This window comes from Pseudoalteromonas sp. NJ631 (genome assembly GCF_000276645.1).
Lineage (GTDB): Bacteria > Pseudomonadota > Gammaproteobacteria > Enterobacterales > Alteromonadaceae > Pseudoalteromonas > Pseudoalteromonas piscicida.
Map to the genome: position 1 here is coordinate 86,579 of NZ_AKXJ01000004.1, position 12,497 is coordinate 99,075.

General features: G+C 44.2%; 11 protein-coding genes. All 11 read left to right on the forward strand.

From position 1 onward, the window contains the following. Nucleotides 1-5: 5 nt before the first annotated feature. The 11 genes from tagF (at nt 6) to tssH (ending at nt 12,489) form a co-directional block, all read left to right on the forward strand. Nucleotides 6-998: a type VI secretion system-associated protein TagF gene (gene tagF, locus A587_RS0109155; protein WP_017217329.1), complete on the forward strand. Its 993-nt coding sequence runs from the start codon at nt 6-8 to the stop codon at nt 996-998. Further along, nucleotides 995-2,578: a TssA family type VI secretion system protein gene (locus A587_RS0109160; RefSeq protein WP_017217330.1), complete on the forward strand. Its 1,584-nt coding sequence runs from the start codon at nt 995-997 to the stop codon at nt 2,576-2,578. The genes tagF and A587_RS0109160 overlap by 4 nt, the downstream gene beginning before the upstream one ends. Before the next feature lie 58 nt (nt 2,579-2,636). Further along, a complete protein-coding gene (tssB, locus tag A587_RS0109165) occupies nt 2,637-3,155 on the forward strand; it encodes a type VI secretion system contractile sheath small subunit (protein WP_010604827.1) in 519 nt (172 codons plus the stop codon). An 11-nt stretch (nt 3,156-3,166) separates the two neighbouring features. Further along, complete coding sequence (tssC, locus tag A587_RS0109170) at nt 3,167-4,693, forward strand: type VI secretion system contractile sheath large subunit (RefSeq protein WP_017217331.1); 1,527 nt, start codon at nt 3,167-3,169, stop codon at nt 4,691-4,693. A gap of 253 nt (nt 4,694-4,946) precedes the next feature. Continuing rightward, complete coding sequence (locus A587_RS0109175; protein ID WP_017217332.1) at nt 4,947-5,339, forward strand: hypothetical protein; 393 nt, start codon at nt 4,947-4,949, stop codon at nt 5,337-5,339. Between the two features lie 106 nt (nt 5,340-5,445). Further along, the gene (locus A587_RS0109180) at nt 5,446-5,952 is read left to right on the forward strand and encodes a hypothetical protein (protein ID WP_017217333.1); all 507 of its coding nucleotides are present in this window, start codon (nt 5,446-5,448) and stop codon (nt 5,950-5,952) included. Nucleotides 5,953-6,117: 165 nt separating this feature from the next. After that, entirely contained in the window at nt 6,118-6,603 is a 486-nt protein-coding gene (locus A587_RS0109185; RefSeq protein ID WP_010377064.1) for an Hcp family type VI secretion system effector, read from the forward strand. Between the two features lie 78 nt (nt 6,604-6,681). Further along, nucleotides 6,682-7,083: a type VI secretion system baseplate subunit TssE gene (tssE, locus tag A587_RS0109190; protein ID WP_017217334.1), complete on the forward strand. Its 402-nt coding sequence runs from the start codon at nt 6,682-6,684 to the stop codon at nt 7,081-7,083. Next, the gene (gene tssF, locus A587_RS0109195; RefSeq protein WP_017217335.1) at nt 7,083-8,807 is read left to right on the forward strand and encodes a type VI secretion system baseplate subunit TssF; all 1,725 of its coding nucleotides are present in this window, start codon (nt 7,083-7,085) and stop codon (nt 8,805-8,807) included. Before tssE ends, tssF begins: the two co-directional genes overlap by 1 nt. Further along, a complete protein-coding gene (gene tssG / locus A587_RS0109200) occupies nt 8,808-9,773 on the forward strand; it encodes a type VI secretion system baseplate subunit TssG (protein WP_232288040.1) in 966 nt (321 codons plus the stop codon). A 28-nt stretch (nt 9,774-9,801) separates the two neighbouring features. Continuing rightward, on the forward strand, nt 9,802-12,489 hold the full coding sequence (gene tssH / locus A587_RS0109205) for a type VI secretion system ATPase TssH (protein ID WP_017217337.1): 2,688 nt from the start codon (nt 9,802-9,804) through the stop codon (nt 12,487-12,489). Nucleotides 12,490-12,497 lie beyond the last annotated feature (8 nt).

A 12,497-nucleotide genomic window follows, 5' to 3' on the forward strand; every position in this document is an offset into this window, starting at 1 on the left:
CTGGCATGTTCGGTTTTTTTAATAATAAGAAAGTCGCCAAGGTACCAACGACTCAGCCATTTGGATTTATGGGTAAGAACCCAATTCAAGCGGACTTTATTAAGTTTAACGTTGACTCAAGAGAAGCGATAGCGCTTGAACGCTGGCTTCAAGAAGGTTACGCAGACATGAGCCGACAGGCGTTGATAAAAGATGCATCTTCTCAAAAAGAGCAGTCAACGCTATTTTTTATCGCCTCAGGTCAGGACGAAAACTGTTTATTAGGCACATTACAGCCAAGCGAAGATAAAAGCGGAAGACAATACCCATTTTGCTCGTTCGTATTATCGAGTAATGCGGACTACAAACAAAACCCTGCATTTTTATTTAGCGAATGTGGTAGTGCGTTTAAATCATTAAGTTTGAACCATGAGCTGATCAGAAATTGCAGTAGTGTTGAGCAAATGCGCCATAGCGCACAGGAGCTCAAGCAGGTAAGTGAATTGGTTTCGCAACCGATTGATTTCGATAAGGCAATGTCTTCACTACGGGCTTCACCGATACAGCGTGTATGGGATGCGCTTGAACTAGAAGATCTTGACCAGCGAGCACAATTAATCAGCCAAGTGATGTCGGCGCTCAAAATGATCAAAACCCAAGGCTGCTTGCGTTGTCAGTTCGGGTTGAAGTTACCTATGCCACAAGTGGGTGAAGATACCCAGTTGTTAGGTGCATTTTGGCTGCATCTAATTACCAATATGGTGGCCGATCATCACTGGCAGCCTTGGTGCTTTTATAACTATGGTCAATTGAGCCAGAAAGCCTCGCTGGTGGTGTATTGCAGACCTATGCCTGCTTCGTATTTTGCGTCAGTTTGGCTTGAGCACAATAGCTTGTCGACAACCATTAATCTAACAGGAACTTTGCCACAACATCCTGTGACACCGCATATGTATGAATTGGCAAAAGCATCAAATATGAGTGTTTTCGATGCGCTAAGAAGTTGGAGTAAGTTATGAGTCAACCACATAAGTACCAGAGCTGGCAGCAGTGGCGTGAAAAGTTATTAATGCCTCTAGACGGCATGCCATGCGGTGACGATTTAAAATACGAAGAGTCATTTAAATTACTAAAAGCCTCTTCGTCAGGTGTTGCTGAGCCAGACTTCAAAGCTAACTTTATTTTGGCATCAGAGCTATTAGAAAAACAGACCAAAGATATTCGCATTGCGTCGTATCTAGCGTTGGCCGCTACCAATGAGTTTGGGCTCGAAGGTTTGACCCACTCGTTAGATTTGTTTAATCAGCTTTTGCAACAGTATCAGGCGCAGATCCACCCTGTGAAAGAACGTGCGAGAGCATCGGTTCATACTTGGTTCTTACAACAACAACAGCGCTTACTTGGTGTTGCTACAGCGCACAGCGCGACAATGCCGGAGCAGTGGCCAGAATTAAAGCGTGTACTTGAACAGTATGCAACAGAATCCGTGGCGATACTTGATGCAGACTCAGGTCCGCTCGCTGATTTAAAACACTGGTGTGAGCAAGGTCTGGTTTCGCAACCAGTTCCTGTACAAGCTGTTGCGACGGCACAAGAGCCGGTCGAAAAGCATGAGGTGGTCACAGCAGAGCAGCCCCAAGTACAGCAATCTGTAGCGGCGACTTCACAGCCTACGGCTGTTGCTTCAAAGCCAGTTTCCACACTTGCTCTTGCCGTGGAAGCACCGCAGTCAGACTCGGCTTATACAGAGCAAGTTCGCAAACTATTGGCGTATGACAAAGAAAGCCAAAATTGGATGCGAGCTATTCGCTTGGCACGTGCAGTGAGGTGGGGGGCGCTTGCATTACCACCACATGATGGTGAGCTGAAAACGCGCTTACCAGCCCCAAGGCAAGCGGCATTTGTGCCTATTGAAAACGCCTTGGCTGCACAGAACTTTGCTCAGGCGTTAGAAAAGGCAGAAGCCTTATTCATGGAAGGGGCGATGCATTTTAACCTTAATTTACAAAGGCTAACCATCGCTGCACTCGAAGGGCTCAAGTTATTTAAAGAAGCACAGTGGATCGATTTAGAACTCGCCGCAATCGCTGATCAATACCCAACACTGCTCAGTCTTAAATATGAAGATGGAAGTGAGTTTTGCTCAGCAGCAAATCGCGAGCGAATTGGCGAACATAAATTACTAAGCCAAGGTGAAGGTGCAAGCACTGATGGCAATCAGAAGATTTGGTTAGATAAATTTAAAGAAGCGCAGGCGCTTGTTGATCAAAATAAGCTTTCGCAAGCACTGCTGCAAATGGAAGGGTTTGCACAAGACAAGTTCGATTTTGCGAAGCAAAGATTATATCAAGCTCGTTTATTGATGCGCAGTGAACGCGCTGATCTTGCTTATCCAATGTTTGAGCAGCTGCTTAAAGACATTGAACAGTACCGACTGGACCTATGGCACGAGTCGTTTGCTCTAGAGGTTTGGCGTTATGCCAAGCAATGCAATGAGGCAGTATCCTTGGAGCAAGGAGATGAATTTGACCTACGAGCAACTGCGATAAAGCAGCAGATGCTCGTAACCAAAGTAAGCTCAGCGATTGACTGGGTTTGATTGTTAACCGCTGGGCTTGTAACGGCAGGCGCAACGACTGATTAAATAAGGAAAGACTATGTCTGATACGTTTCAAAAAGAGATCCCAAGAGCGCGGATTAATATAGCGCTTGAGCTGGAAACCGAAGGTGCAACGCAAAAGAGCGAACTACCTATGAAAGTTTTGGTTGTGGGTGACTATTCCAACGGCCAAAACGACAGTGACCTCGCTGAGCGTGAGCGCATTGCTATTAACAAAAATAATTTAGAGCAAGTGCTTAAAGACATGTCACCAAAAGCAAAGTTCCAAGTATCGAACAAGATTGCGGGTGACGGTGATATTGGTATCAACCTGACGTTTGATGATTTTAAGTCATTCGACCCAGAGCAGGTTGCAGCGCAAGTACCAGAGCTTAACAAGATGATGTCGATGCGTAACTTGTTACGTGATCTAAAATCTAACTTGCTTGATAACTCAACACTGAGAAAAGAACTGGAGCGTATTTTACAAAACAAACCAGAGCTAGATGAGTTAAAAGCACGCCTTAATGAGCTGGCGCCGCTTTTATCTGAGCAAGAAAAACAACCGCAAGAGTAAGGACACGACCGATGAATATGCAAGAAACGTTAAACGTTGAAGCGCGTAAAGAAGATACTTTGACAGCTTCAGCTTATGAAACAATCTGTAATCTTGTGTCTATTGAGCCGGTTTCAAGTGAAATCAGCATAGATAACTTCCGTGATGCTAATAATCTTGCGGAGACTGACACCAATGAGCGCCTAACTGCTGCTATCAATGTCTTTTTAGACATGGCTACTAATGACAGCAAAGAAGTGTCGCGTATCGACAAGCTATTACTTGATGACTACATCGCTAAAGTCGACAAAATTATTTCTGAACAGCTGGACGAAATTTTACATCATCCACAGTTTCAAAAAGTAGAGTCAGCGTGGCGTTCACTACGTTATTTGGTAACTCGTTGTCCAAATAACTCAAACGTAAAGCTTGAGCTACTTGATGTTGATAAAGAAACACTACGTGATGACTTTGAAGAAGCACCAGATACCACGCAATCTGCGCTTTATAAGCAAGTGTATACAGCTGAATATGACACACCAGGGGGCGAGCCAATTTCGACTATGGTGTCAAACTTCGAATTTGATTGTTCAGCGCCTGATATATCGTTATTACAAGAAATTTCAAGGGTCTCTGCAGCAGCCCATTGTCCTTTCTTAGGTAGTGTTGGTGCTAAATTCTTCCTAAAAGACTCGCTTGAAGAAGTATCAAAAATTCAGGATTTGGGCTCTTACATGGAGCGTGCTGAGTTTTTACGTTGGAAGAATTTCCGTGAATCAGAAGATGCACGTTACATTGGCTTAGCGTTTCCACGCTTCTTACTGCGTTTACCATATGGTGACTTAAATCCAATTCGCCACTTTAACTATCAAGAAGACGTTAGCAGCGAGCATCACGAACGTTATCTATGGGGTAACGCGACATTTGCGTTCGCGGCAAATATTGTCCGTAGCTTCCACCAAAATGGTTGGGCAGTAAATATTCGTGGCCCACAATCTGGTGGTCGCGTTGAAAATCTCCCCCTGCATTCTTTTGAGGCAGGCCGTGGTCAAGAAACTAAGATCCCAACGGAAGTACTTATTTCTGAAACCAAAGAGCTTGAGTTTGCAAACCAAGGGTTTATCCCTCTGAGCTACTACAAAAACAGTGACTTTGCGTGTTTCTTCTCTGCAAACAGTGCGCAAAAGCCGCAAATTTTTGAGACGCCGGAAGCCACCTCTAACTCGCGGATCAATGCAAGATTACCATACATCTACTTGGTATCGCGTATTGCACACTATATGAAGGTGATCCAACGTGAAAATATCGGTTCAAGCAAACCTCGTCACGAACTGGAGCAGCAACTTAATGATTGGTTAGGCGCATTAGTTACTAAGATGAATAATCCAGACGAGTCTCTAATTGCTACGCACCCGTTAAAAGATGCCAACGTGACTGTGTCGGAGATCCCGGGTAATCCTGGTTATTACCGTGTGAATACGTATGTGGTTCCACATTTCCAAGTGGAAGGTATCGACGTACGTCTCGCACTCGTTGGTCAAATGCCTGGCGAAAAGTGAAGGCCTCCTGAAGAGCCAATGAAGCGTATTTAGGGCAGTGAATGCTGCCCATTATTAAGCATGACATTGAACCTTAATTGTAGAAGTTCAGAAGTATCGGCAAACGCTTATGAGATATTAGTTGAGTTTGCCTCTAAAAGTGCAAAAAGAAGAAATTGTTAAACCGGGTTAGGTTGATAAGCGCAATAATGGAAAATAGTTGCTAATAAAAAGACCAAGTTTAATATGGTTGCTGGTATTAAATGGTGTATTTATGAACATAAAAGCAGACCATATTATTTGGAAAGTTATATTTTTAGTGCAATGTTCTTTAACTGTGTTTTTAATATACGATAATCAGCTTTTTAGCTCGTCTGAGATTAGCGTTGCGTTTGTAGATATTGTTATCTTTGTCTTAGATAGCTTGGTTTTGTCAGCAAACTTATTGCTCATATTACAAGTTCGTGTGTTAAGTCGAAGAATATGGATTTTGGTAGTTTGGGTGTGGTGGTTTGCAAATATATACTCGTTGTTAAACGAGTTTTACTTGGGCGGTTATACCTCGTCTGAAATGTTGTTTTTTGGAAATATAATCTGGATTTTAATTTTATTTTCCTTGCCTGTAGTTAAGTACGGAAGCTTTATAGGAGAACCAATTAAGTCATGAATAAACTTAAAATAATAAATGCTTACTCGTTGTACTCCAAAACAAGTGTTGTGCGATAGAAGACTGAAATATCTGAGAGAAATAAATGATGAGGCAAAGGATTGTCATGTTTAAGCGAAAAGTATGTAGCTGGTTGATGGTACTAAGTGCAGTCTTGGTGGCTAACTTGTCATATAGCCAAGGGCTGCTACCGGAGCTCTATTTCGCAAAAAAGAAATTGCAAGAAGCTGCTATCTCTTATAGCGCGGCGATGGAAACGTGTTTTAAGCATACTCCACGCGTTCGCCCAAGCGAGTTAGAGACAGACAAACTCGAGACAGAATTAGTCGTAGAGGCAGTAAATTACCTGCATTACGTGGCGCTTAATGATTGTATGCAAGACCATGATGTAAATTTTTTAAAAGCAGTTGAGCATTACAATCAGACGGCGCCAAAGGATGATCTGATCACGGTAGACAGTTTTGTGACGCTTAGATGGAATGAAGAGCTTAGATCTGAATTCGAATTTAAACAGTTACCCGAAGCGGTTCAGCAGCACTTTTTGCAGCTGGATATACTAAAAACGCCATTTGATGCGGCGACGTTAGTGATGGAATTACGTGGTGACTTATAACATGTAGTGAAAGATTGCCCCAAGTTGGCTGCCACCAACTTGGGACATGTTCCCAAATTGGCATAAAGCGTGGCGCTTTGTTTGGGGATCAAACGTGAAAAACATGCGTTTGATCAATGCCTTTAATAATTAGGAAACATCTTATCTTAAAAGGAGAAATTAAAAATGGCAATTCCAGCGTATATGTGGTTAAAGGACGACCAAGGTAACGACGTTAAAGGTTCAGTAACTGTAGCTGAGCGTGAAGGTTCAATTGAGATTTTGCATTTCGATCACGAATTGCGTATCCCAACTGATAACGACACGGGCGAGCTAACAGGTACTCGTAAGCACGAGCCTTTTGTTATCACAAAAGCTGTGGATGCTGCTACTCCGTACATGTACAAAGCGTGTTCAAACGGTCAAACATTAAAGCAACTTGAGCTTAAATGGTACCGTATTGATGACACTGGTACTGAGCGTGAGTACTTCCGCCATACGCTTGAAGACGTGAAAATCACTTCAATCACGCCAACAATGCACAACGTTAAAGATTTGGATAAAGAGCGTTATCCTCACCTTGAAACAGTGCACATGCGTTACAAGCGCATCACTTGGACGTACCTAGACGGTAACATTGAGTTCTCTGACTCATGGACTGAAGGTCGTTAATTTCGAGTGTTGGAGGCCTATTGGCCTCCTTTTCAAGCTTACACTAGTTCGCATAATGAATAGAGAGCGTATTTTTCTATGACCTTATTTGATTTGCTAGCTCAGCCATCACGCCAAGCCTATAGCGATAACAATTTATCGCATCTAAGCGACAGCGTATGTAAACACCTAACGCAACTGTTGAATGCGCGTAGGGGAGTGCTTGAGCACTTAAGCGATTATGGTTTACCGGATGTGGAAGATTTATATGAAGGACTACCTTATTCGCAGCAAACACTTGCCAATGAAGTAAAAAGAACCATAGAAAAGTACGAACCAAGAATTACCAACCTCATCGTTCGGCCCATCGACATAAAAGAGGAAAACTGTGTGATTCGATTTGAGATAAGAGCGCAATTAAAAACCGGCGAGATAATCAGATTGAATACTAAGTTTGCATCAGGTGGTAAAGCAAACGTCAATGCAGGAGGAGCAGACTAATGGATATGCAGCAATATTTTGATGCGCAAATGAGGCTGTTAACACAAGCAGGTAAACAATTTGCTCAGCAGTATCCTGAACACGCTGGCTTTTTAAATATTGACGCATTAAAGGATAGAGATCCTCATGTTGAGCGCTTGCTCGAAGGAGTCGCTTACTTAACGGCATTTACGCAAAAGCGATTAGATGAGACGCTACCTGAAGTGTCAGAGCAGGTTCTCAGACAGATTTGCCCAATATTACTAAACTACTATCCGTCCACGACGGTGCTAGAGTTTGCGCCAAAACTCACCATGCAAGGGCTAGTGAGTGTGCCAAAAGGCGCGAAAATCTCTTCTCATAAAAGTGACAACGCGCCTGTGGCTTGCCACTTTACGACCACCGCAGAAACGAAAGTGCTGCCGTTTGAGATCTACTCTGTGGACTATCATGAGATCCATACCGGAGCGACATTAAACCTGCACCTCAAGCGGTTAGGCCAAGGCAGTTTAGATGATTACGATCTCTCTAAATTGCGGGTGTATTTACGTGGTGACACGCCGCTTTGTGCCAGTCTTTATCAAATGATGAAGAATCCAAACGCAGCGATAGAGGTTGAGACAGGAAAACTTGGTAGTACGACGCAATATACCTTGAGCAAGTCAAAAATAGATGCCGCTTTTCATAAAGACAGCACCGGAATGCTGCCGAACAGCGAACAGAGTCATCCCGCTTATGCATTGCTGCTTGATTACTTTAACTCTCGTGAAAAGTTCTATTTTGTTGAACTAACGGGACTGGATACACTAAATATTGATCCAGACACTAATACCATCAGCATCAAAATAGCCAGTGATATTAAATTACCGCCCGGTAACAAAGTAAACGCGGATAATATCCTGCTTAATTGTGTACCTGCGGTAAATATCTATCCGGTAGATGCCGAGCCTATCCGAGTCAGCGAAAACCAAACCGAATACCAACTACATCCAGTGCAAAATACGCTTGGAGAAAGTTTTTGTTATAGCGTTAAGTCGGTACAAGGCGCAAGCAGTAGCACCGGGGAAGCCATCGACTTTGTTTCTCGGTATAGCACGGTATATGAAGATAACGCCCATTTGTATTCACTGATAAGCCGTGATATTGGCGGGGTATCGCCGCAGACGTACATTCAGCTTTCAATGCAAGAAGTGGGTGATATTACTACTTTATCGACGGATCTATTAGCGCATAACGCAGCGTGGCCAAGGCAAACACTGCAAGAAGGCGATATCAATGCACAAAGCGCTGATGTGCCGTCGGTGCTTAGCGTTAAAAATGTCGTAAGACCCAGCAAGTTGCTTAATTCTCCTGATCAGGCTTTACATTGGCAGCTAATTAGCTTGTTAAATATGCGCTTTTCTCAACTTGCTGAGCCAACCCAGCTGAAAAAGCTATTGGCACTGTTTGATTGGTCGGAGCGCTCTGAAAATCGAAACCGTATTGAGAGTATTCAAGGCGCTGAATCTAAACCTATCTCATTGCTACAAAAGGGCGTGTTTGTTAAAGGAATAGAGATCCATTTAACCCTAAACGAAAAGAGCTTTGTTTGCACAGCTGATGCGTATCATTTTTGCGATGTGTTGCATCAGTTCTTTAAATTATATGCGCCAATTAACGAGTGCTTAAAAACCCGAGTTACGCTGCTGCCAAGTTACCACGAGTGGGAGTGGGACGTGACGGCAGGCGATAGTTATCAGGTGTAAATGATGGAGCAGCAAAACCAACCTATTTGGGCAAAACTGCCAGAGCCGATAGCTAAATTGATGGCCACACCTTGGCGTTTTAGCTTGTACAAGGCGCTAACGCTTATTGAACAGCACTGGGCTAGCAATAACGAGTTACAAAGTGGTCATAGTCATCGCGTTGAAATTGCACCTTATAAAGAACTTGGGTTTCCAGCGTCAGACGTTAGACGCTGCGAATTACAAGTAAGGCAACGAGGTAAGCTGAGGCTTGAAACGTCATTTCTCGGTTTATATGGTGTTGACGCTGCGATGCCGCACTACTTATTAGAGCAAGCTGCAGGAGATGAAGAGACAGGTGCAAGAACACGCGCATTTTTAGATCTCTTTAATCATGTATTGTATTGCCAGCTATTTCAAAGTTGGAAGAAGTCTCAGATTAATCTCGCAGGCATTGGTGCGCAGCAATTTGATCAGATAGTTGCAGCGGTATTTGAAAATAACCAGTCAGATAAGAGCAAACTAAATCTTATTAGTGCCAAACAAACCAGTGCAGCTGGGCTTGAGCAAGTATTAAAGCAAGCGCTACAAGACGAAAGCTTAACGCTAAAAGACAATATCGTTGAGTGGGAAGGGATCACCGAAGCGGGCAAGTTAGGCTCAAAACAAAGCGGGTTTTCATTGGGTGGTAATGGCGTATTGGGTAAACGCGTACTGGTCACCGGCAATCGTATTTGCATTGAGCTTGGTCCAATGGACGAGGCTGAGGCTCACCTATATGAGCCAGGTGGTGTAAAGGCCAAACGTTTATCTCAATTATTAAATTGGCACACCTCCACCAAAATGAATTGGCAACTGTTAGTGCAGATCAATCGCCAAGCGCGCGAGGAAACTCGGTTAGGGGCTGGCAAGCTTGGGATAAGTTGTGCGATAGGTAAAGTTAACGCACGCGTAGAGAAGAAAATATATTCACAATCACAGTTTTAATGCGAACGGGAATAGCAAGGATTAAAAGATGGACGCAACAGGCATAAAGAATCTCATAGACAAACTCAATCATCACAGCGCGACAGCGTTAGAAGCCGCGGCTGGATTCGCAGCGAGTCGAAAGCATTTTGAAGTGCTACCAGAGCATTACTTATTAAAGTTAATGGAAGAGCACAATGACGGCGATGTTGCGAAGATTTTACCTTTCTTCGAAGTTGATCAAGACGCATTGTGGAATAGTGCGCTCGAATTTATCAATCAACAAGAAGCTGGTAACCCGAGCAAGCCGGTTTTCTCCCGTCGCCTCTATGAGTGGTTAGAAAAAGCATGGCTCAGTGCAAACATGCGCCATCAAAATGATTGGATAACAGGCGCTGCGCTTATTGACTCGTTCAAAGACATGGCGATATACAGCCCTGCATTTGGGCTGGCACGCGAGTTCGACAAGATTGATACGCACTTCTTAAAGCAGAATTTAAATAAGATCTGTAAAGGCTCGACTGAGCGCCAAGTATTTAGTAAGCCAAATGCTGACAACACGGTGTCGAATAGCCGTTCGCAAGGTGAAAGCGCGCTAGAAGCATTTTGTGAAGACCTTACTGAAAAAGCACGTTCTGGTGCAATTGACCCAGTCCTTGGGCGTAACGAAGAGATCCGTCTCGCAATCGATGTGTTGTGTCGTCGCCGTAAAAATAATCCAATCTTTGTCGGTGAGCCCGGTGTTGGTAAAACGGCAGTGGTAGAAGGGCTTGCTCAGCGCGTTGTTGAAGGGCAAGTTCCGCCAGAACTTAAAGAAGTTAAGATCTGCGTACTGGATATGGGTCTGCTACAAGCCGGAGCAGGTGTAAAAGGTGAATTTGAGCGTCGTCTTAAACAAGTCATTGATGAAGTAAAGAGTTCAGCGACGCCCGTTATCTTATTTATTGACGAAGCGCATACCTTGATTGGTGCTGGTGGCGACGCTGGCATGGGAGATGCCGCAAACCTACTAAAACCTGCGCTTGCACGTGGAGAAGTAAGAACACTTGCTGCAACGACATGGAGCGAATATAAAAAATATTTTGAGCGCGATGCTGCGCTTGAACGCCGCTTTCAATTAATTAAAGTCGATGAGCCAACCGAGCAAGCCGCAAAGCTCATGCTCACGGGTCTTAAAGATAAATACGAAAAGCACCACCAAATTCAAATCACAGACAGTGCAATTGAAGCCGCGGTTACTTTATCTGCACGATATATCACAGGTAGACAATTACCTGACAAAGCCATTGATGTACTAGATACCGCAGCTGCTATGGTCAGAATGGGACCGGCAACGTCGCCTGTTGTGATCGATAAAGCCAAAGAGCAGATCCGTTACTATCAAAGCAGAATTGAACGCTTGGCAATTGAGTCAAAGCTTGGGATCGCAGATCAAACCTGTATTCAAAGTCTCACCGATGAGCTTACACAAGCCCAAGAGCAGCTTGCTGAGCTTGAGCAAAGCCGAGAACTGCAAATTGATGCTTATAACGCCTTGCACGGTGCGAGTGACGAAGAGAAACCTGCGATTAGACAAGCGCTCGCTGCGTTAAATCAAGATGACAATGCGATTTTCTCCGAAGTGACCAGCGATACAGTAGCGCAAGTGATCGCAAGTTGGACTGGGATCCCTGTTGGTAACATGGTGAAAGACGAGCTGGAGAACTTACTTAAGCTTGAGCAATCACTAGCACAAAGTGTTGTGGGGCAAAATGCAGGATTGACTGCGATTGCACAAACCTTACGGGTAGCAAAAGCGGGTGTATCGGCCTCATCTGGCCCATTGGGCGTATTCTTATTAGCAGGCCCTTCAGGGGTTGGTAAAACCGAAACGGCAAAACACATAGCCGAGTTATTATTTGGTGGCGAGAAGTTCTTAACCACGATAAACATGAGTGAATATCAGGAGTCACACACGGTATCACAACTCAAAGGCTCGCCACCGGGTTATGTGGGTTATGGTGAAGGTGGGGTGTTAACCGAAGCTGTGCGCCAACGTCCATATTCTGTGGTGTTACTTGACGAAGTGGAAAAAGCCCACGCAGATGTCATGAATATGTTCTACCAAGTGTTTGAAATGGGCGTAATGCGTGATGGTGAAGGGCGTGAAATCGATTTTAGAAACACGGTTATCATCATGACTTCTAATTTAGGGGCTGAGCAAATCATCAATGCTTGTACACCAGAAACCGAGCAGCAAGCCATGCAGCAAATGGTGGATGGGATCATTCAGCAAGGCGTACCTGAAGACGAAGAAGCACAAGACAACAACGAAGAAGAAACAGCGTTTGAGAGACCGAGCTTTCAGCAGCTAGTCAGCTTAATTAAGCCAAACTTGCTCGCGCATTTTGCACCTGCGCTTTTAGCGCGTATGCAGGTTGTGCCTTTCTTCCCGCTTGATACTGATGTGTTAAAACATATCGTGGCACTAAAGCTTGAGAAGGTCGCGGCGCGACTTCGTGACAATCACGCAATACAACTGCGCGTAGATCAAACGGCGCTGGATTATCTAGCCGATAAATGCGCTATGTCTGATAGCGGCGCACGATTGGTTAACGCAACAATTGAACAACAAATTTTACCTGGGATCGCTCGCTCAATTTTGGGCTTTATGAGCGAAGAAGATATGCCAGATCTGCTGACGCTGACACTGGATGAAAATGGTGAAATTGAAGCCGTATTCGCCGACTTAAGTTAACGGTAGAT

Excerpts from the sequence above, each read along its gene's own strand:
- A587_RS0109160 (WP_017217330.1), top strand. The coding sequence starts at position 995 with ATGAGTCAACCACATAAGTACCAGAGCTGGCAGCAGTGGCGTGAAAAG.
- A587_RS0109185 (WP_010377064.1), top strand. The coding sequence starts at position 6,118 with ATGGCAATTCCAGCGTATATGTGGTTAAAGGACGACCAAGGTAACGAC.
- A587_RS0109180 (WP_017217333.1), top strand. The coding sequence starts at position 5,446 with ATGTTTAAGCGAAAAGTATGTAGCTGGTTGATGGTACTAAGTGCAGTC.
- tssH (WP_017217337.1), top strand. The coding sequence starts at position 9,802 with ATGGACGCAACAGGCATAAAGAATCTCATAGACAAACTCAATCATCAC.
- tssG (WP_232288040.1), top strand. The coding sequence starts at position 8,808 with ATGATGGAGCAGCAAAACCAACCTATTTGGGCAAAACTGCCAGAGCCG.
- tagF (WP_017217329.1), top strand. The coding sequence starts at position 6 with ATGTTCGGTTTTTTTAATAATAAGAAAGTCGCCAAGGTACCAACGACT.
- A587_RS0109175 (WP_017217332.1), top strand. The coding sequence starts at position 4,947 with ATGAACATAAAAGCAGACCATATTATTTGGAAAGTTATATTTTTAGTG.
- tssE (WP_017217334.1), top strand. The coding sequence starts at position 6,682 with ATGACCTTATTTGATTTGCTAGCTCAGCCATCACGCCAAGCCTATAGC.
- tssC (WP_017217331.1), top strand. The coding sequence starts at position 3,167 with ATGAATATGCAAGAAACGTTAAACGTTGAAGCGCGTAAAGAAGATACT.
- tssF (WP_017217335.1), top strand. The coding sequence starts at position 7,083 with ATGGATATGCAGCAATATTTTGATGCGCAAATGAGGCTGTTAACACAA.
- tssB (WP_010604827.1), top strand. The coding sequence starts at position 2,637 with ATGTCTGATACGTTTCAAAAAGAGATCCCAAGAGCGCGGATTAATATA.